Origin of the sequence: Cellvibrio zantedeschiae (assembly GCF_014652535.1) — a bacterium.
In the GTDB taxonomy this organism is placed as follows: Bacteria; Pseudomonadota; Gammaproteobacteria; order Pseudomonadales; family Cellvibrionaceae; genus Cellvibrio; species Cellvibrio zantedeschiae.
Map to the genome: position 1 here is coordinate 422970 of NZ_BMYZ01000003.1, position 20036 is coordinate 443005.

Genomic DNA, 20036 nt, shown 5'->3' on the forward strand with positions numbered 1-20036 from the left:
GATGGATTGGCAAAAAAATATACTGATCGCGGCAATTCTGGCCGTTCTTTTTATGCTGGCAATTCGCTGGAATACTTATCAAGAATTACACGCGCCCCTAGTTGCTCCGGTTTCTACTACCGAAATTCCAGCAGCAGCGGCTAAATCCAGCGATATCCCTGCCGCTACAGCCAACGCAAGTGCACCAACCAATGTGCCAGCTGCAGTTTCAACCAGTGTAATTAAAGTAGCGACTGACAGTTTGTTGGTAAATATTGATCCAGTGGGTGGCGATATTGTTCGCGTGGCTCTACCGCGTCATTTGATTGATATTAAAAATCCGGATTCGCCTTTCGTGTTGATTGATAACACACCCGATCACCTCTACCGCATCCAAAGTGGTTTAGTGGGTGCCAATGCAACTGATACCGCCCAAGGTCGCCCAACCTACAGCGTAGAAAAATCTGAATACGCGTTGGAAAACGGCAAGGATACTTTGACCGTTGATTTAAGCCTGCAACAGGATCAGGTGAAAATTACCAAACGCTTTACCTTTACTCGCGGCCAATATGTTGTAGGCGTTGAGTATTTAATTGATAACCAAAGTGCGAACAAATGGAACGGCCAACTCTACGGCCAAATCAAACGCGACAGTAAAGACTTCGCCAAAACCAATGCCATGATGATGAGCGCCTACCTTGGTGGTGCGGTCACAACCAAAGAAGAAAATTACAAAAAAGTTAAGTTTGATGATTTGAGAAAAGCGCCCTTCGAAACCACCGAACAAGGCGGCTGGGTTTCTTTGATCCAACATTACTTCATCAGTGCCTGGATTCCAGATCCAGCCACCACCAATACTTTCAAGCTGAGCCAACAAGGGACAAACGATGTTTTCCTGTTCAGTTTTATTGGCAGCCCGGTTGAAGTAGCGCCTGGTGCGCAAGGCAGCGTCAAAGCAAATTTCTATGCGGGCCCGAAAGATACAGATGCGCTTGAAAAAATTTCTCCCCATTTGGATTTAACTGTTGATTATGGTTTCCTCTGGATGATCGGTGAACCCCTGTTCTGGTTGCTAAAACATATACATGCGTTCCTAGGCAACTGGGGTCTGGCCATTATTGGTTTAACCGTCATTGTAAAAGCTTTGTTCTTCCATCTCTCTGCCGCCAGCTACAGATCTATGGCGAAAATGAAGAAGTTAGCCCCGAAAATGGCTGAAATGAAAGAGCGTTATGGCGATGACCGCCAAAAGATGTCGCAAGAGATGATGAAGCTCTACAAAGACGAAAAAGTAAATCCACTCGGTGGTTGCTTGCCCATGCTTATCCAAATGCCGGTATTTTTAGCCTTGTATTGGGTGTTGATGGAATCCGTAGAACTTCGCCACGCACCTTTCTACGGCTGGATTCAGGATTTATCGGTAATGGATCCTTACTATGTATTGCCACTGATCTACGGTGTAACCATGTGGTTTATGCAAAAACTCAATCCACAACCGACTGATCCAATGCAAGCACGCGTAATGCAAATGTTGCCTTTGGTGTTCACCTTTATGTTCTTGTGGTTCCCTGCAGGCTTGGTGTTGTATTGGGTAACCAACAACATTTTGACCATTGCCCAGCAGTATGTAATTACCAAGCAAATTGAAAACGCAGATACCAGTAAAGCTTAATTATGAATCCAAATACAGACACCATCGCTGCTATCGCCACTGCGACAGGTCGCGGTGGTGTCGGTATAGTTCGCATCTCCGGCAATAAAGCTGTTAAAGTTGCCGAACATCTATTAAAAATACCACTTCAGCCGCGTTTTGCGCATTACACTCCGTTTTATTCCAACCAAGGTGAAATTCTCGATCAAGGCCTCGCCTTATTTTTTCCCGGCCCCAATTCCTTTACTGGTGAAGATGTCCTTGAACTTCAAGGCCATGGCGGCCCGGTTATTCTCGATTTACTGTTGCGTGAAATTACCCAACTTGGCATTCGTCTAGCCAGACCGGGCGAATTCTCTGAACGCGCATTTTTAAACGATAAGCTGGATCTTGCCCAAGCCGAAGCTATTGCCGATTTGATCGATGCCACAAACGAGCAAGCGGCAAAAAATGCGCTTCACTCCTTGCAAGGTGCTTTCTCGGTTCGCATCCATGAATTGGTTGAAGCGCTGATTAGTCTACGGATCTATGTCGAAGCTTCTATCGACTTCCCCGAAGAAGAAATTGATTTTCTCACTGATGGTAAAGTCGCCAGCGATTTAGCCAGTATCGAACAAAAGCTCTCCCAGGTTTTTAAAGAAGCCAAACAAGGTGTTTTAGTACGCGATGGTATGCGCGTGGTTATTGCCGGTCGTCCCAATGCCGGAAAATCCAGTTTATTAAATGCATTAAGTGGCCGTGAATCCGCAATCGTCACCAGTATTGAAGGTACAACGCGTGATGTACTGCGCGAACATATTCATATTGATGGTATGCCGCTGCATATCATTGATACTGCAGGCTTGCGTGATAGCCCGGACGAAGTTGAACAAATTGGTATCCAGCGCGCCTGGCAAGAAATCCAGCAAGCAGATCGAGTTCTTCTATTGGTTGATAGCGGCAGTACGCAGGAATTAGAAGCCGACAAGATTTGGCCAGAATTTGTCAATAAGCTCGATCCAACCAAAATTACGCTTGTTCGCAACAAAATTGATGTAAGTGGTGAGTCAGCTGGTCTTATCCAACTCGCCAATGGTGCTTCTTATATAGGTATAAGTGCCGCAACCGGTGTTGGTGTGGATGATTTAAAGCAACATCTCAAAGATATTATGGGTTTCAGTAACAGTGGTGAAGGTGGATTTACCGCTCGCCGCCGTCATTTGGATGCACTGGAACGAGCCCAATCTTTCCTTGCACTCGGCAAAGCTCAATTACATGGTTATGCCGCCGGAGAGCTACTCGCTGAAGACTTGCGCCAGGCGCAAAATGCCCTGAGTGAAATAACCGGTGAATTTACACCCGACAATTTACTTGGCCGTATCTTCAGTAGCTTTTGTATCGGTAAATAAGCCGCTAAAAAACGCGAACAAGTCACCATCTCGCGCAATAAAGCTCAATTTCCTATTCTGTGTCTATACTGCTTAATAATTAAGCAGTTAATTGTACACAACTATGAATAAATCTCCCTTCATCAATAAAGTTAAAACAGATAGCGAGCCGCTAGTCGCCATCCAACTTTTATCAGCATGTCGCATATTAGTGATCAATGGAAAAGGAGGTAGCGGCAAAACCACACTCAGCACCAATCTCGCCGCCTGGTTAGCACAACGGGGGCAAACTACAGTGTTGGTGGATGCAGATCCTCAAGCTTCAGCCAGTTATTGGCTGGCCTCACGTTCGCCAGATTTGCCCAAAATTCACGGTGTAAAGATCGCACACAACACCCGCACCACATTGAGTTTCCAGTGGCGTGCACCAAAATCCACGCGCTGGTTAATTACCGATGCTCCACCGGGATTATCGGATATCGCCTTAAATGACATTATCCAAAACCATGATTTGATCCTGGTGCCTGTTTTACCTTCTGATATTGATATACGCGCCGGTGCCAAATTTATCGGCAATATGTTGCTAACCCAGGCCATGCGTAAACAGCGCCGCCCAATCGCTGTGATTGCCAATCGTGTTAAACACCAAACTCACGCATGGCAACGTCTGCAAAAATTTTTGCTGAGCCTCAACATTCCTTATCCAGCGACTCTGCGTGACACCCAGAACTATATAAAAGCCTATAGCGAAGGCTGTGGAATTAGCGATTATTCACAACAAAGCCATGCACGCGATCGTCAGGATTGGGATTTATTATTGCGTTGGTTAGACGCACAAGGGTTTTCTGCAGACTTATTGGATTCACAAACAGATCAAAAATCCATTCATTCGCTTTCTAACGTTTCTTAAATAAGCCTCTTAAATAAATTTTTTAGTTTATTTTCCGGGATTTAGACAGCAGCTTTATAGATGGTAAATCCTGATCTAAAAACCAAAACATTCCAGTAACAGACATGTTTATACAAAGTTATTTTCATGTTTTTCCACACACTTACACAGGTTATCCACAAAAAAATAGAGATTTACGCCATAAATAACTGTTTTTACTGGGGTTTTAATAATTATTCACATTTGTGTGTGTAATTCTGTGGGGTCTCTGCATAAAAGCTTGCGATACTTTTGGGGATAACTCAGATCTCTGGCGTCGCTTGTATAACTTAGGCTTTCATTGACAGCTTATTTTCAACTTAGCAGTAGCTTTTGAGCATCTTTCCCTAAGGGTTTTCCTTCTAATATGCCATTGAAAAATATATAAATATTATCCTTATCCACAGATTTCCTTTCGCATATTAATTACAACATCTTTTAACCTTCTAAATATCTCTATATATATTTATTTAAATATTTTCCTCTGTTGTAACAGAATAAGTTTTCGTGCAAAAAATAAGCTGATTAAACCCTGTACATGTTTTGTGCAATTGCTCAACTCGCTCTATAATGCGTGCCCTTTTCCAAAAAGCCGTTTTTGCGGTTTCTTGGATAGTGCCCAACGTATTAACACGCAGCTGCGCTGCAAGGTTGTTGCTCGATGATTTTTCCGGAACGTTTTGATGTAATTGTGATAGGCGGCGGCCACGCTGGGACTGAGGCCTGTTTGGCTGCAGCGCGCATGGGCTGCAAAACCCTATTGCTGACCCATAACATCGAAACCCTTGGCCAAATGTCCTGCAACCCGGCGATTGGCGGTATCGGCAAAAGCCATCTGGTAAAAGAAATTGATGCCCTCGGCGGCGCTATGGCGCTCGCGACCGATAAAGGCGGAATCCAGTTCCGCGTGCTCAATGCCCGCAAAGGCCCAGCGGTGCGTGCGACCCGCGCGCAAGCTGATCGAATTCTCTATAAAGCCGCGATTCGCGAAACTCTCGAAAACCAACCTAACTTGTGGATTTTCCAGCAAGCGGCAGATGACGTGATTGTTGAGAACGACGAGATTCGTGGTGTTGTGACCCAAATGGGTTTGAAATTTTTCGCTAATCAAGTTGTATTAACTGCGGGTACTTTCCTGGGCGGTTTGATCCACATTGGTTTGCAAAATTATTCGGGCGGTCGCGCGGGCGATCCACCGTCAATCGCACTTTCAAAACGCTTGCGTGAATTGCCGCTGCGTGTTGACCGTTTGAAGACCGGAACGCCGCCGCGCATTGATGCGCGCACCGTAAATTTCGACGGTCTCGAAAAACAATGGGGCGATACGCCTGTGCCGGTAATGTCCGTGCGTGGCAATCGCGCTATGCATCCGCGCCAAATTTGCTGCTACATGACGCACACCAACGAAAAAACCCACGATGTAATTCGTCGTAACCTTGACCGCTCGCCCATGTACTCTGGTGTGATCGAAGGTATTGGTCCGCGTTACTGCCCAAGCATCGAAGATAAAATTCACCGCTTCGCGGACAAAGATTCCCATCAGGTGTTTATCGAGCCCGAAGGTTTGACGACGCACGAACTTTATCCCAACGGAATTTCCACCAGCTTACCGTTCGATGTGCAGTTGGAAATCGTGCGCTCCATGAAAGGTTTTGAAAACGCACATATCCTTCGTCCTGGTTATGCAATCGAATACGATTTTTTCAATCCACAAGATTTAAAACACAGTTTGGAAACCCGCGTGATCGGTGGATTATTTTTCGCCGGCCAAATTAACGGCACCACCGGTTATGAAGAAGCGGGTGCGCAAGGTTTGCTTGCGGGCATAAACGCTGCGCTGCGCGCGCAAGAAAAAGAAGCTTGGTGTCCGAATCGCGATCAAGCCTATGTGGGTGTATTGGTTGATGACTTGATTACCCTCGGTACCAAAGAACCTTACCGCATGTTTACCAGCCGCGCGGAATATCGTTTGTTGTTGCGCGAAGACAATGCTGATTTGCGTTTGACCGAAAAAGGACGCGAATTAGGTTTGATTGGCGATGAACAATGGCAAGCTTTCTGCGAGAAACGCGAAAATATTGCGCGCGAACAAGAGCGTTTGAAATCCACCTGGATTCAAGCCGGGTCACCGGAAGCTGAAAAAGTTGAAGCCATCATCAACACCAAATTAATTCGCGAATACAGCTTGCACGATTTGTTGAAGCGCCCCGAATTAACCTACGATCAAGTAGCCACTTTAAAAGGTGAAGCAGTCAATGATGAATTCGTTGCCGAGCAAATTGAAATCGAAGCGAAGTATTCTGGTTATATCGATCGCCAGCAAGAAGAAATTGATCGCTTGCGCGCTTATGAAAATACGATTTTGCCGGATGATTTTGATTACAGTTTGGTAGAAGGTCTTTCCAACGAAGTGAAACAAAAATTGTCCGCTGCGCGGCCGCAAACGCTGGCGCGTGCACAGCGAATTTCTGGTATTACACCGGCGGCGATTTCACAATTGCTCATGTACTTGAAAAAGCATGGCATGTTGAAGCGTATGAAAGCGTCAGATGCTGCCGAACAGCAAGCATCGTAAATAGTTTTAATAGGGAGTCGTCATCCTCGCGTAGCGGGGATCCAGCTTTAAAATTATTGAAGCTAAGACAACTCTTGGAAATTCTTGATGATATTTGCAAGACGCTTACAGACATGAATGCAAATATCACCTTGGAATTAAAGAAACAAAAATCAAGAGCTGGATCCCCGCTACGCGAGGATGACGACTCCCTGAAAAATAAAATTTTCCGCTTCGCGGGATAACTGGCGCGTTGCTAACAAGCCATGATGACTAAAAGAGTTTTATCGAGTGAGTGATTTAGAAAAAGATTTGCGTGAAATTCTCGTTCAGGGCGCAAAAGAAATGAATATTGTGCTGGCCGAGTCGCAGATTACTAATTTGCTTGGTTATATCCGCGAATTCGATAAATGGAACAAGGCCTATAACTTGTCGGCGATTCGCGATATCCGCCAAATGGTTGCGCGCCATTTGCTGGATAGTTTGAGTGTGGTGCCCTATTTTTTTAAAACACAACATTCAACTGCAAATGTAATTGATGTAGGTACAGGCGGCGGTTTACCGGGAATTCCATTAGCCATAATGTTTCCCGGAAAAAAATTTACGCTGCTTGACAGCGCCGGAAAAAAAACGCGTTTTCTCTTTCATGTAAAAACTTTATTGAAATTAGAAAATGTCAGTGTTGAAAATCGCCGTGTCGAAGAATTTCAACCAGCGCAAAAATTTAACGCTGTAATCAGCCGCGCTTTTGCCAGCTTGCAAGATATGACTGAAGGTTGTGTGCACTTGCTGGAAAACGAGGGTGTGTTTTTGGCGATGAAAGGAATGTATCCACAAGATGAATTAACGCCCATCGCCGAAAAAATTGAACTACTGGAAAGTATAAAATTAGATGTTGCAGAAACCGATGGTGAGCGTCACCTGTTAGTGCTGCAAACAAAAAAATAATCGAATTCACAAATACTGAAAACCACCTTGTGGTTAAAGGATTTTCACTTGACCAAGATATACGCTATTGCAAATCAGAAAGGTGGTGTGGGTAAAACTACAACCTGTGTGAATCTTGCCGCTTCGTTGGTTGCGACCAAAAAGCGTGTCTTGCTGGTGGATTTGGATCCACAAGGCAACGCCACTATGGGCAGTGGTGTGAATAAAAATGAAATTGAAAAATCGATTTACGATGTACTCACCGAGCGTGAATCTATTAAAGATTGTCTAGTGCTTTCTGAAAGCGGAAAGTATCAAGTGCTGCCCGCGAATGGTGACCTGACAGCTGCGGAAGTTGAAATGCTTGCGCTCGATAATAAAGAGCGCCGTTTGCAAAATGCATTGAATCAAGTGAAAGATGATTTCGATTATATTTTGATTGACTGCCCTCCATCGCTCAATATGCTCACGCTGAATGCCATGACCGCATGCAACGGTGTGATCATTGCGATGCAATGTGAATACTACGCGCTTGAAGGTTTGTCGGCCTTAGTGAATACCATCAACCAAATCCAGCGCGTGTTGAATCCCGACTTAAAAATCGAAGGCCTGTTGCGTACCATGTACGATCCGCGCAACAGTTTGACCAACGATGTGTCAGCACAATTAACGCAACATTTTGGCGATAGACTTTATCGCACCTGCATTCCGCGCAATGTGCGCCTGGCGGAAGCGCCAAGTTTTGGTATGCCGGTTCTGGCGTTTGATCGTCAGTCCAAAGGTGCCATTGCGTACCTTGCATTAGCCGGCGAAATTTTGCGTCGCAATGAAGCCGCAAGCAAATCAGCTCCAGCAGCTGAAGCCGCGCACTAAATTTAATAAAGCTAAAAATTGAATAAGGTTTATTTCTGATGTCGACAAAACGTAAAGGCTTGGGTAAAGGATTGGATGCACTTTTGAGTGCAGGTCTTGGCGTAACCGCGCCGGCGCCGGAAATGCCGCTGGTACCGAGCGACCAGGATGCAAAACTCGAATACAAAGATGGCAAGCTTGCACATTTACCGGTAGAAATTATCCAGCGCGGAAAATACCAACCGCGTCGCGATATGCACCCTGAAGCTTTGGAAGAATTGTCCGAGTCCATCAAAGTTCAGGGCGTTATGCAGCCGATTGTGGTACGCCCGATTGGTGAAGGCCGCTATGAGATTATCGCCGGTGAACGCCGCTGGCGCGCGACCCAATTAGCCGGTCTGGATAAAATCCCGGCGGTGATTCGCGATGTTCCCGATGAAGCTGCCATCGCTATGGCACTGATCGAAAACATCCAGCGCGAAAATTTAAATCCAATCGAAGAGGCCGTTGCGCTTAAGCGACTGCAAGACGAATTTGAATTAACGCATGCGGAAGTGGCGCAAGCTGTGGGTAAATCCCGTGCGACTGTAACAAACCTCTTGCGTTTGATTGCGCTCAATGACGAAGTCAAAACTTTGCTGGAACATGGCGACCTGGAAATGGGCCATGCTCGCGCTATCCTGACCTTGGAAGCCGCTGCCCAGCGTGACATTGCCCGTCAGATTGTGGCCAAAGGTTTATCGGTTCGCCAGACCGAAGCTTTGGTTCGCGTGTATCAGGAAGGCAAGAAAGACGAAAAGGTCAAACCGGATAACCAACCTTCTGCGGATATCCGCCGTCTGGAAAACAGTCTTTCGGAAAAATTGGGTGCGGCGGTTGAAATCCAGCATGGCACCAAGGGCAAGGGCAAGTTAGTGATTACTTATAACTCGCTGGATGAACTGGACGGCATTTTGGGGCATATCCAATAACGGCGGTAAAAATAAGTCCGGATTACCGATAGAAGTGTTGGAAATGCAGCGCCTGCGTGGTTGCTGCGCGTGACCTTTGTCACTATAATGCCTGCGCCAAAATTGAGCGATAAACGAGACTGATTGTTACTAAAAGTAATAACAGCTCCTGAGACAATCCAAGAGAAAAGCACTTTGACGAGTCCAACCAATTCGTCCCGACCTGTGCCTTACGTGGCAGAACCCAAAGGTCGTGCTTTTGCTTTGCAGATTGTTGCTGCTCAAGTTGTCGTTAGTGTCGGGTTGAGCCTTGTTGCGCTCCTCGTCAGTAACCAAGCCGCAATTGCAATCCTGTCTGGTGGAATGATCTGTTCGTTAGCTAATTTTTGGCTTGCGATTGTTGCGTTTCGCCCTGCGCTGGGGAAAACACCCGGACAGATGCTGGCTGCCTTTTATGTGGCAGAGATTGGAAAGTTTATTATTGCAGCCTTGTTATTTTTGATCGCTTTCAAAAAAACGACGCTTCTCAAACAGCCGCCCTATGCGCTGTTAATGTTTGCTGCTTACGTCATTGCCCAGTCAATGGCGTTTGTATATCCGCTGGCTCGCAGCAGACTCTTAAAAAATAAGAGTGCTCGCCGGCGTTGATGCTACTGGTTTTATTTTTACTTTTGGGATTAACAAATGTCAGACGTTGAACATGTAGCTGAGCACCACGAGGCGCTCACGTCATCACAGTATATCCAGCACCACTTAACCAATTTGACCTATGGTCAATTGCCAGATGGCTCATGGGGTTTTGCTGCTAACGGCGCAGAAGCCAAAGCAATGGGCTTTTGGGCAATTAACGTGGATACCATGGGTTGGTCGCTTTTCCTGGGTCTTGTGTTCTTTTTGATTTTCCGCAGCGTTGCCAAAAAAGTAACCTCGGATGCACCCACTGGATTACAAAACGCCGTTGAATGTGCCGTTGAGTTAGTTGAAAGCAACGTAAAGAGCATGTTCCCCTATCACAACAAAATGATCGCACCTATGGCTCTGACAATTTTTGTCTGGGTGTTGTTCATGAACTCTATGGATTTGTTGGCAATCGATTTGTTGCCGCAAATTGCTGAAAAAATCGGCGTGCAATTGGGCGCTAATCCGCACGAAGTTTTCTTCAAAGTAGTTCCATCGGCAGATCCAAACATTACTTTGGGTATGGCTCTTTGTGTATTCGTATTGATTTTATGGTACAGCATTACCCAAAAAGGTCTTTTGGGTTTTATTAAAGAATTAACTTTGCATCCTTTCAGCAGTAGCAACCCTATTGTTCAAACCTTGTTTATTCCGGTGAATTTCGTTTTGGAATTGCCAACGCTTTTGTCTAAACCCGTTTCACTGGGTCTTCGTTTATTCGGTAACTTATACGCGGGCGAAATTATTTTTATCCTTGTTGCGATTATGTACGGTGCAGGTTGGTTGTTTGCCGGTGTAGCCGTTGCAGTACAAATTATCTGGGCGCTGTTCCACCTTTTGATTATTTATTTGCAAGCGTTAATTTTTATGGTGTTGACCATCGTTTATATGAGCTTGGCTTATCAAAACGACGAAGCGCATTAATTTTTGTTTTTGGTTTGTTTTTTTGTTTTAACTTTTTAACTTTAACTTTGTAGGAGAAATACAGTGACTGAAGCATTAGCTTTTTTATATATCGCAGGTGCCCTGGTAATTGGTTTGGGTGCAGTTGGCGCAGCAATCGGTGTAGGTATTTTGGGTGGTAAGTTTTTGGAAGGCGGTGCTCGTCAACCAGAATTGATCCCAATGTTGCGTACCCAATTCTTCGTTGTAATGGGTCTGGTGGATGCATTGCCAATTATCGGTGTTGCAATTGGCTTGTACATCCTGTTCGCAGTTGTTGGCTCTTAATCCACGCAACATAATTAAACCCTTTAACAAAGGCATTTAAACGTGAACATTAATGCAACGTTAATTGGCCAAATGGTGGCGTTTGTCATCTTTATTTATCTGACGAGCCGTTTTGTGTGGCCACCCATTGTTGCGGCAATGGCTGAGCGTACCAAGCGTATCGCTGATGGCCTTCAGGCTGCGGATAGGGCTGAAAAAGATCTTGAATTAGCCAAGCAAAAAGTAGTTGAACAGCTTTCTACTGCAAAGAAAGAAGCTGCCGCTATTGTTGATTTGGCAAACAAGCGTGCAATTGAAATTGTTGAAGAAGCAAAAGCAAAAGCCCTTGTTGAAGCTGAGCGTGTGAAAGCCGCTGCCCAAGCTGAAATTGAGCAAAACGCTAGCCGTGCACGTGAAGAATTGCGTGCGAAGGTAGTGACTCTTGCTCTTGCTGGTGCAGAAAAGATTCTCGAATCTTCTATCGACCAAAATGCTCACAACGAGTTGGTAAACAAACTCGCTGCGCAGCTTTAAGAGGTAGATATGGCTGAACTAACCACCTTGGCTAGACCCTACGCCAAAGCCGCATTTGAATATGCCAAAGCTGCCAGTAAATTGCAGCAATGGTCTGAAGCATTGGAAGTATCAGCCGCAGTAGCAGAACAAGACCAGGTTAAAAAAGCGCTCGCCGCTTCTGGTCTTTCTGCCGAGCAGAAAGCTTCTGTGTTTGTACAAGTTTGTGGTGAGCAGTTGGATGCAAATTTCAAAAATTTCATCCAGACCCTTGCGAGCAATAAGCGTTTGGCATTGATTCCTTACATCAAGGATTTGTTTGCCAACCTGAAAGCGCAGCAAGAAAAAACTATTGATGTTGAGGTGACAGCGGCTTACGAGTTGCCTGTTGACTTAATTAACAAATTGGCCCAGTCCCTGAGCGCCAAGTTGGATCGTCAAGTGAATGTAAATGGCTCTGTTGATAAGAGCTTGCTGGGTGGTGCAATTATCCACACCGGCGACATGGTAATTGATGGTTCAGTCCGTGGCCGCTTGGCGAAACTCGCCGAAGCATTGAAATCCTAATTTTAGGATCGAGGAACAGAGCATGCAGCAACTGAATCCTTCTGAAATCAGTGAAATTATCAAGAAGCGCATTGAGAGCCTTGAATTTTCTACAGAAGCGCAAAACGAAGGTACGGTCGTATCCGTAACCGACGGTATTATCCGCATTCATGGTCTCGCCGATGTTATGTACGGTGAGATGATTGAATTTGAAGGCGGCGTATATGGTATGGCACTGAACCTGGAGCGTGACTCCGTAGGTGCTGTAATCCTTGGCGACTACCGCAGCGTTGCGGAAGGTCAAACCTGTAAGTGTACCGGTCGTATTCTGGAAGTACCTGTTGGTCCAGAATTGTTGGGTCGCGTGGTTGATGCCTTGGGTAACCCAATTGACGGTAAAGGTCCATTGAACACCAAAATGACTGACGCAGTTGAAAAAATTGCTCCAGGCGTAATTTGGCGTAAATCAGTAGACCAACCAGTACAAATTGGTTTGAAAGCAATTGATGCGATGGTACCAATCGGCCGCGGTCAACGTGAGTTGATCATCGGTGACCGTCAAATCGGTAAGACTGCCATTGCTGTTGATGCCATCATCAACCAAAAAGGTTCTGGCATTAAGTGTATTTATGTAGCTATCGGCCAAAAAGCCTCTTCTATTGCGAGCGTTGTTCGTAAATTGGAAGAACACGGCGCTATGGATCACACAGTAGTGGTAGCCGCTACTGCATCTGACCCGGCCGCTATGCAATTCTTGGCAGCGTTCACCGGTTGCACCATGGGTGAATACTTCCGCGATCGCGGCCAAGATGCATTGATCATTTATGACGACTTGACCAAACAAGCTTGGGCTTACCGTCAAATTTCTCTCTTGCTTCGTCGTCCACCAGGTCGTGAAGCTTACCCAGGCGACGTGTTCTATCTCCACAGCCGTCTGTTGGAACGTGCTTCTCGCGTGAGCGAAGACTACGTAGAGAAATTCACCAAGGGTGAAGTGAAAGGCCAAACCGGTTCTTTGACCGCATTGCCAATCATTGAAACCCAAGCAGGTGACGTATCTGCATTCGTACCAACCAACGTAATTTCGATTACCGACGGCCAGATCTTCCTGGAATCGTCCATGTTCAACTCAGGCGTACGTCCTGCGATGAACGCCGGTATTTCGGTATCGCGTGTAGGTGGTGCTGCACAAACTAAAGTTATCAAGAAGTTGTCAGGCGGTATCCGTACTGCTTTGGCGCAATACCGCGAATTGGCTGCGTTCTCGCAGTTCGCATCTGACCTCGACGAAGCTACTAAAGCTCAGTTGGATCACGGTCAACGCGTAACTGAGTTGATGAAGCAAAAGCAATTTGCTCCATTGAGCGTAGCGCAAATGGCATTGGTATTGTTTGCTGCCAACGAAGGTCACTTGAAAGATATTCCGGTTAACAAAGTGCTCGACTTTGAAGCTGCTTTGCTCTCGTTCGCTAAATCGCAATACGCTGATGTGATCAATCACATCGACGCAACTGGCGATTGGAATGGCGAATTGGAAGGCAAGTTCAAAGAACTGGTTACCAAGCTTAAAGCTACTGGCACTTGGTAATAGCCGTTAACAGGAGGCCGCAGAAAGCGCGGTCTCAATCTCTCAAGAGCATTTGAGTATGGCAGGCACTAAAGAAATCCGGACGCAAATTGCAAGCGTCAAAAGCACGCAGAAAATTACCAGCGCAATGGAAATGGTTGCCGCTAGTAAAATGCGTCGTGCGCAAGAGCGCATGCAGCTGGGTAAGCCTTACGCCAGTCGCATGCGCGATGTAATCGGGCACTTGGCTAACGCCAATCCCGAATACAAACACCGTTTTATGCTGGAACGTCCAGTGAAGCGTGTGGGTTTTGTCATAGTGTCCAGTGATCGCGGTCTTTGCGGCGGCTTGAACGTTAACGTGTTCAAAGCAGCCATCAAATCCATGAAGTCCTTTGCCGATCAAGGCATAGGTGTGGATTTGTGCTTGATAGGCGCAAAAGCCGGTGCTTTCTTCAAGAGTTTTGGTGGCAACATTGTTGCTGCAACTCGCGATTTAGGTGAAGCACCCGCCATTGCCGATTTGATCGGTGGCGTAAAGGTGATGTTGGACGCGTTTGAAGAAGGCAAGATCGACAAGCTGTTTGTGGTGAGCAACGAATTCGTTAACACCATGACCCAGACACCACGTGTACAGCAATTGTTACCTTTGTTGGCCGATGAGAACAGCAAGCTTAAGCATCACTGGGATTACTTGTATGAACCCGATGCTGAATTCTTGTTGAAAGGCTTGTTGACTCGTTTCATTGAATCGCAGGTATATCAAGCAGTGGTTGAAAACGCCGCTGCCGAACAAGCCGCGCGTATGATTGCAATGAAGAGTGCAACCGACAACGCCGGCGATTTGATCAACAGTTTGAAACTGATTTACAACAAGGCGCGTCAAGCGGCCATTACCCAAGAGATCTCCGAGATCGTGGGTGGTGCGGCAGCGGTTTCTTAAGACGCGAACCGACAAAATTAGTTTTTATTGATTTTTAACCTTCAGATGTACTTTGTGAAAAAGCATCTGATATTTCTGGAACAAAGAGGAACCGGAAATGAGTAGCGGACGTATAGTTCAAATCATTGGTGCGGTAATCGACGTGGAATTCCCACGCGATGCAGTACCAAAAGTTTATGACGCACTGGTTATCACCGAAGGCAATCTGACCCTTGAAGTTCAACAACAGTTGGGCGACGGCGTTGTTCGTACTATTGCACTCGGTTCATCTGAAGGTCTGCGTCGCGGCCTTACAGTAACCAATACCAACGAGCCTATCAAAGTACCAGTGGGTTCACAAACCCTCGGCCGTATTATGGACGTGTTGGGTAACCCCATTGACGAAGCTGGCCCCATCGGCGAACAAGAGCGTATGCAGATTCACCGCGCCGCTCCTAAGTACGAAGAATTGGCTGCTTCTGAAGAATTGCTTGAAACTGGTATCAAGGTAATCGACCTGGTTTGCCCCTTTGCTAAAGGCGGTAAAGTAGGTTTGTTCGGTGGTGCTGGTGTAGGCAAAACCGTAAACATGATGGAACTCATCAACAACATCGCGAAAGAGCACAGCGGTTTGTCTGTATTCGCCGGTGTAGGTGAGCGTACTCGTGAAGGTAACGACTTCTACCACGAGATGAAAGAATCTAACGTAGTAGACAAAGTAGCGATGGTGTACGGCCAAATGAACGAGCCGCCAGGCAACCGTTTGCGCGTAGCTTTGACTGGTTTGACCATGGCTGAGAAATTCCGTGACGAAGGTAAAGACGTATTGTTGTTCGTTGACAACATCTACCGTTACACCTTGGCCGGTACCGAAGTATCTGCGTTGTTGGGTCGTATGCCTTCAGCAGTAGGTTACCAACCAACATTGGCGGAAGAAATGGGCGTTCTGCAAGAGCGTATTACTTCTACCAAAATCGGTTCTATTACTTCTGTACAAGCGGTATACGTACCAGCGGACGACTTGACTGACCCGTCTCCTGCTACCACCTTCGCCCACTTGGACTCAACTGTAGTATTGAGCCGTGACATCGCCGCCAAGGGTATTTACCCAGCGATCGATCCACTGGATTCAACTTCACGTCAGTTGGACCCAATGGTAATTGGCCAGGAACACTACTCTGTAGCGCGTGGCGTACAAACCGTACTGCAACGTTACAAAGAGTTGAAAGATATTATCGCGATCCTCGGTATGGATGAATTGTCTGAAGAAGACAAACAAACCGTAAACCGTGCGCGTAAAATCGAACGTTTCTTGTCTCAGCCTTTCCACGTAGCGGAAGTATTCACTGGTTCTCCAGGCAAATACGTTCCACTGAAAGAAACCATCCGTGGTTTCAAAGGCTTGTTGGCTGGCGATTACGATCACCTTCCAGAACAAGCTTTCTACATGGTTGGTTCAATCGACGAAGCTATCGAGAAAGCTGGCAAACTCAAATAATGTGATGGGGCAGGTTTTTCCCCTGCCCCGTTAACCGTGAGTTTGAAATTCATCAAGAGAGACAGATATGGCCATGACTGTTCAATGCAATATCGTCAGCGCTGAGCGCGAGATTTTCTCTGGCTTGGTCGAAATGTTGATTGCTACAGGCACCATAGGTGAAGTTGGTATTACCTACGGCCACGCGCCATTGTTGACTGGTTTGAAACCAGGCCCAATTCGCGTGATCAAGCAAGACGGTACCGAGGAAATCTATTACGTGTCTGGCGGCTTTCTGGAAGTACAGCCCTACCATATCAGCGTATTGGCAGACACTGCCCTGCGCGCCGATGACGTAGACGAAGCTGCTGCCCTGCAAGCCCAGCAACACGCTCAACAAGAGTTGGCGAACAAAGGCGGTGAGTTTGATTACTCGCGCGCTGCCATCCAATTGGCAGAAGCCTCAGCTCAATTGCGTACCTTGCAAGCCATCAAGAAAAAGGCTGGCAAGTAATAAGCAAGATGTAAAACAAAAAGGCGACTTTCGAGTCGCCTTTTTTATTTCCGCAGATGATGACATGCTCATTTTATTGTTTTCATCACCTGAAAAATTAAGAGCCTAAAAAATACATCCAATAAAAATGATAGGCAGAATGCACGCGAATCTGGATTTATAGTAAGCCCAGATAAGAAAAGACATGCTGGCACCTTGGGTTAAAAGCATCATTGGAGCTTATCGTACGCAAGAACGTCATCATGACTTCATAATCTGGGCACAGCCGCGCGCAAAGCGCTAGAATGCGCGCATTCCCATTTATTCTCAGTCAAATTTTTCATCGTAAAGGAATCATCATGCTCGACATTCTCATTCTCGCCGCTGGTAAAGGCACTCGCATGCGTTCAGATCTCCCCAAGGTCTTGCACCCTATCGGTGGCAAAGCCCTGGTGCAACACGTAGCGGAAACGGCGCGTCAGGTGGGCGGTGAGCAACTGCTGATTATTGTCGGTCATGGTGCAGAAAAAGTGGAAGAACGCATGGCCGCGCCTGATGTGAAATTTGTGTTGCAAGCGCAACAACTCGGCACCGGTCACGCGGTGCAACAAGCCCTGCCGCAATTGCGTAATGACGCTACCGTATTAATTCTCTACGGCGATGTTCCGCTCACCCGCGCTGAAACCCTGCAAAAATTAATTGCGGGCGTGAGCGAAACCCAAATGGGCTTGCTTACCGTAAACATGCAAGATCCCACCGGTTATGGCCGCATAGTGCGCGATGCTTCCGGCGCAGTCACAGAGATTGTTGAACACAAAGACGCGAGTGATGAGCAAAAGAAAATTGCTGAAATTAATACCGGAATCATGGCGGTAAAAGCAAAGCATTTACAAAAGTGGTTGCCCGCGTTGAAGAACAATAACGCGCAAGGCGAATACTATCTCACCGATATTATTGCCATGGCGAAAGCCGATGGTGTTGCGATTCATGTTGAACAACCCAACGCAGTAGAAGAAGTAGAAGGCATTAACAATCGCCAACAACAAGCCGCGCTGGAGCGCTTTTACCAAAAGCAAAAAGCCAATGATTTGATGGTTGCTGGTGTGACTTTGCTCGACCCGGCGCGTATTGATATTCGCGGCAATTTAACCGTAGGCCGCGATGTTGTTATTGATGTGAACTGCGTATTTGAAGGCGAAGTGGAATTGGGTGATGGCGTAGTGCTGGAACCAAACTGCGTAATTGTTAACAGCAAAATCGGCGCGGGCAGCCACATCAAAGCTTACACACACATTGAAGATTCTGTACTCGCTGCAGATTGTGATATTGGCCCTTACGCTCGCTTGCGTCCGGGTACAAATTTGGCAGACGGCGTAAAAATCGGTAACTTCGTGGAAACCAAAAAAGCGGTAATTGCGAAGGGCAGTAAAGTAAATCATCTGTCTTATGTTGGTGACGCAATTGTCGGTAGTAACGTAAACGTGGGAGCGGGCACCATCACCTGCAATTACGACGGCGTGAATAAATCCAAAACCGAAATTGGCGATAATGTTTTTGTCGGCTCTAATTCCGCGTTAGTTGCGCCAGTAAAATTAGGCGCAGGCAGTACGATTGGCGCGGGTTCGGTAATTACTAAAGATGTAGAAGCTGCCGAGTTGGCGATTGGTCGCGGCAAGCAACGAAATATCCAGGGTTGGGAGCGCCCGGTTAAGAAAAAATAATATTGATACATTGCTCATTAGAAAATAAAAAGGCGCGATTAAATCGCGCCTTTTTATTTTCCGCTTAGTCGGAGAATCAGTGCAGGTTTAATTGACCCCCCTTGATTTCCAAAGTGTCTGCTGATCGCTTGAGAAGTTGTTCCAGATTAGCTTTTGCGTGGTTTTGGAAATGTGTCTGCGCTTGCGGATTTGGTGTCTTCGTTAGTGCCATCTGGGCAGTGGTCATAAACATGCCCATCATTGCCAGTTGTTCATAGGCTTGGCGTTTTTGTGATGGCGATGCCTTTGCAAATTTATGCGAACTGGCGAGTGATGCGCGCAATTGTTTGGTCAATGCGATGAAATCTTCGTCAGCTGGTAATGCTGTGTCCTTCATGGCAATGTAATTGCCGACCAGAAAAGCTGCCAGTGCTGCGGCTACATCATCCTTCGGTAAGCCAAGTCGCGCAGCGACTTGCTCAAAGTTAGTTAGCGATTCGGTGAAAATTTGCGTGAGTTGAGCCTGCGCGCCACCCGGATAGCGCGCTGCCAAATCTGCGGCAGTGGTGGAGCGACCAACGCGCGGTGCTAAAGTAGATACTTCTGAAGATGCGGCTTCACCGCTCGCGTTGTTCAGCACCGAAAAGTTAAGAAAGCTATTGGCAGCGTAGTTAACTTGGGGAACACCATAAGTGGCGTAATCGGCGCCTAACCATTGGGCATGGGCGGAAGAATTGATCAGGTAGAGAAGCGTAACTGCAACAGTAGTTTTTATTAAGCGAATAAATTGGTTAATTGTGGCGTCCATATGTTCCCTCCTAATCAATGATAAATATCCAGAAGTAAATTCTCGGGCAAAATTTTGCAATCCGACAATTAAAGCACGTCGTAAATAAACGACTAGCAAAACGGATTAATTTATATCGTTTAGAGGTGACTTAATCAATATGAGTTTCGCGCCATTTTTTTCACACAGGTTTAATCTGACTAACTTCGCGTTATCCTAATAATTCAAGTGCGATTAGTATCAGGTTGTTTCAGTTTTACTTAACAAAGCCTGATTGCGCATATGCGCGAGCGAATTAAATTGCTTGAGCGAACCTGCAACCAAATAAGCCAGCTGCATATAACCCGAGCGAAAAAATTCAATGACTTTTGCATCATCTAATTGATGAAGTGAATCCAGGCTAATGCTGTATAAACCTTTTAATGAGATCCGCTCGCCCTTCTCAAAACTAAAATCCAAATCAACCGGTTCAATTAATTGATTTTCTGTCATGGCTTTAATAAACGCCTGGTTTTGTTCCTGTCCGATATGCAATTTGCCTAACGTGTGTTGTACCTTACGTAGGCACTCAGCAGGTTGACGGCTTGCCGTAAATAAAGCTTCGCCCTCTGTGCTACTAAAACGGGGATTGTCCCTGTCTATAGCAATTTGCTGGTCGGAAATATAAAAGCCCTGGCATTGCAGTGACAGTGGAACGAAACCACCCCGTTGCGCAAGATTTTTAATGGGTGGCTCACCAGATTTCATGCTCAAAATTACAACGGCAAAAAATTCACCTGTCTCCGAATTTTTGGTCAGCATGATGGGCAATGAATTAGCCGCCTCAAAAAACTCGCTCGTAATGACCGATGTAAAATGCGGCGTTTCACCTTGGGCTATCAAACGCAAATCCTGATGTTGGTCAGCAGACAGTAATTCAAAACGGGCCACGAATTT

Annotated in this window: 19 protein-coding genes; 17 read left to right on the forward strand and 2 right to left on the reverse strand. The window is 46.2% G+C overall.

Features of this window, described 5'->3' with window-relative positions; genetic code table 11:
- Nucleotide 1 precedes the first annotated feature (1 nt).
- The 17 genes from yidC (at nucleotide 2) to glmU (ending at nucleotide 18334) form a co-directional block, all read left to right on the forward strand.
- Nucleotides 2-1651 (forward strand): membrane protein insertase YidC, encoded by a 1650-nt coding sequence (gene yidC, locus IE104_RS15930; protein WP_189420331.1) that lies wholly within the window; start codon nucleotides 2-4, stop codon nucleotides 1649-1651.
- 2 nt (nucleotides 1652-1653) lie between these two features.
- Nucleotides 1654-3018, forward strand: a complete 1365-nt coding sequence (mnmE, locus tag IE104_RS15935; protein WP_189420333.1) for a tRNA uridine-5-carboxymethylaminomethyl(34) synthesis GTPase MnmE — start codon at nucleotides 1654-1656, stop codon at nucleotides 3016-3018.
- 103 nt (nucleotides 3019-3121) lie between these two features.
- Nucleotides 3122-3907 carry a nucleotide-binding protein gene (locus tag IE104_RS15940; protein WP_189420335.1) on the forward strand — a complete coding sequence of 262 codons (786 nt, stop codon included), beginning with the start codon at nucleotides 3122-3124 and terminating at the stop codon, nucleotides 3905-3907.
- A 679-nt stretch (nucleotides 3908-4586) separates the two neighbouring features.
- Nucleotides 4587-6500, forward strand: coding sequence for a tRNA uridine-5-carboxymethylaminomethyl(34) synthesis enzyme MnmG (gene mnmG / locus IE104_RS15945; RefSeq protein ID WP_189420336.1), 1914 nt, complete (start codon nucleotides 4587-4589; stop codon nucleotides 6498-6500).
- Nucleotides 6501-6770: 270 nt separating this feature from the next.
- On the forward strand, nucleotides 6771-7427 hold the full coding sequence (gene rsmG, locus IE104_RS15950) for a 16S rRNA (guanine(527)-N(7))-methyltransferase RsmG (protein ID WP_189420337.1): 657 nt from the start codon (nucleotides 6771-6773) through the stop codon (nucleotides 7425-7427).
- A 48-nt stretch (nucleotides 7428-7475) separates the two neighbouring features.
- Complete coding sequence (locus IE104_RS15955; protein ID WP_189420338.1) at nucleotides 7476-8279, forward strand: ParA family protein; 804 nt, start codon at nucleotides 7476-7478, stop codon at nucleotides 8277-8279.
- A gap of 38 nt (nucleotides 8280-8317) precedes the next feature.
- Nucleotides 8318-9229: a ParB/RepB/Spo0J family partition protein gene (locus IE104_RS15960; protein WP_189420339.1), complete on the forward strand. Its 912-nt coding sequence runs from the start codon at nucleotides 8318-8320 to the stop codon at nucleotides 9227-9229.
- 213 nt (nucleotides 9230-9442) lie between these two features.
- The gene (locus tag IE104_RS15965) at nucleotides 9443-9856 is read left to right on the forward strand and encodes an ATP synthase subunit I (RefSeq protein ID WP_229838013.1); all 414 of its coding nucleotides are present in this window, start codon (nucleotides 9443-9445) and stop codon (nucleotides 9854-9856) included.
- Nucleotides 9857-9892: 36 nt separating this feature from the next.
- On the forward strand, nucleotides 9893-10810 hold the full coding sequence (atpB, locus tag IE104_RS15970) for a F0F1 ATP synthase subunit A (protein ID WP_189420340.1): 918 nt from the start codon (nucleotides 9893-9895) through the stop codon (nucleotides 10808-10810).
- Between the two features lie 63 nt (nucleotides 10811-10873).
- Nucleotides 10874-11116: a F0F1 ATP synthase subunit C gene (gene atpE / locus IE104_RS15975; protein ID WP_189420341.1), complete on the forward strand. Its 243-nt coding sequence runs from the start codon at nucleotides 10874-10876 to the stop codon at nucleotides 11114-11116.
- 42 nt (nucleotides 11117-11158) lie between these two features.
- Nucleotides 11159-11629, forward strand: a complete 471-nt coding sequence (locus IE104_RS15980) for a F0F1 ATP synthase subunit B (RefSeq protein ID WP_189420342.1) — start codon at nucleotides 11159-11161, stop codon at nucleotides 11627-11629.
- 9 nt (nucleotides 11630-11638) lie between these two features.
- On the forward strand, nucleotides 11639-12175 hold the full coding sequence (locus tag IE104_RS15985) for a F0F1 ATP synthase subunit delta (protein ID WP_189420344.1): 537 nt from the start codon (nucleotides 11639-11641) through the stop codon (nucleotides 12173-12175).
- 22 nt (nucleotides 12176-12197) lie between these two features.
- Nucleotides 12198-13742 carry a F0F1 ATP synthase subunit alpha gene (atpA, locus tag IE104_RS15990; RefSeq protein ID WP_189420346.1) on the forward strand — a complete coding sequence of 515 codons (1545 nt, stop codon included), beginning with the start codon at nucleotides 12198-12200 and terminating at the stop codon, nucleotides 13740-13742.
- 58 nt (nucleotides 13743-13800) lie between these two features.
- Nucleotides 13801-14664, forward strand: coding sequence for a F0F1 ATP synthase subunit gamma (atpG, locus tag IE104_RS15995; protein ID WP_189420348.1), 864 nt, complete (start codon nucleotides 13801-13803; stop codon nucleotides 14662-14664).
- A 97-nt stretch (nucleotides 14665-14761) separates the two neighbouring features.
- On the forward strand, nucleotides 14762-16141 hold the full coding sequence (gene atpD, locus IE104_RS16000) for a F0F1 ATP synthase subunit beta (protein WP_189420350.1): 1380 nt from the start codon (nucleotides 14762-14764) through the stop codon (nucleotides 16139-16141).
- Between the two features lie 67 nt (nucleotides 16142-16208).
- Entirely contained in the window at nucleotides 16209-16634 is a 426-nt protein-coding gene (locus tag IE104_RS16005; RefSeq protein ID WP_189420352.1) for a F0F1 ATP synthase subunit epsilon, read from the forward strand.
- A 338-nt stretch (nucleotides 16635-16972) separates the two neighbouring features.
- Entirely contained in the window at nucleotides 16973-18334 is a 1362-nt protein-coding gene (glmU, locus tag IE104_RS16010) for a bifunctional UDP-N-acetylglucosamine diphosphorylase/glucosamine-1-phosphate N-acetyltransferase GlmU (protein ID WP_189420354.1), read from the forward strand.
- Nucleotides 18335-18410: 76 nt separating this feature from the next.
- On the opposite strand, the gene IE104_RS16015 is transcribed toward glmU, so the two are convergent.
- Entirely contained in the window at nucleotides 18411-19121 is a 711-nt protein-coding gene (locus IE104_RS16015; protein WP_189420356.1) for a DUF6683 family protein, read from the reverse strand.
- Between the two features lie 219 nt (nucleotides 19122-19340).
- Nucleotides 19341-20030: a SapC family protein gene (locus IE104_RS16020; RefSeq protein WP_189420358.1), complete on the reverse strand. Its 690-nt coding sequence runs from the start codon at nucleotides 20028-20030 to the stop codon at nucleotides 19341-19343.
- Nucleotides 20031-20036: the final 6 nt, after the last annotated feature.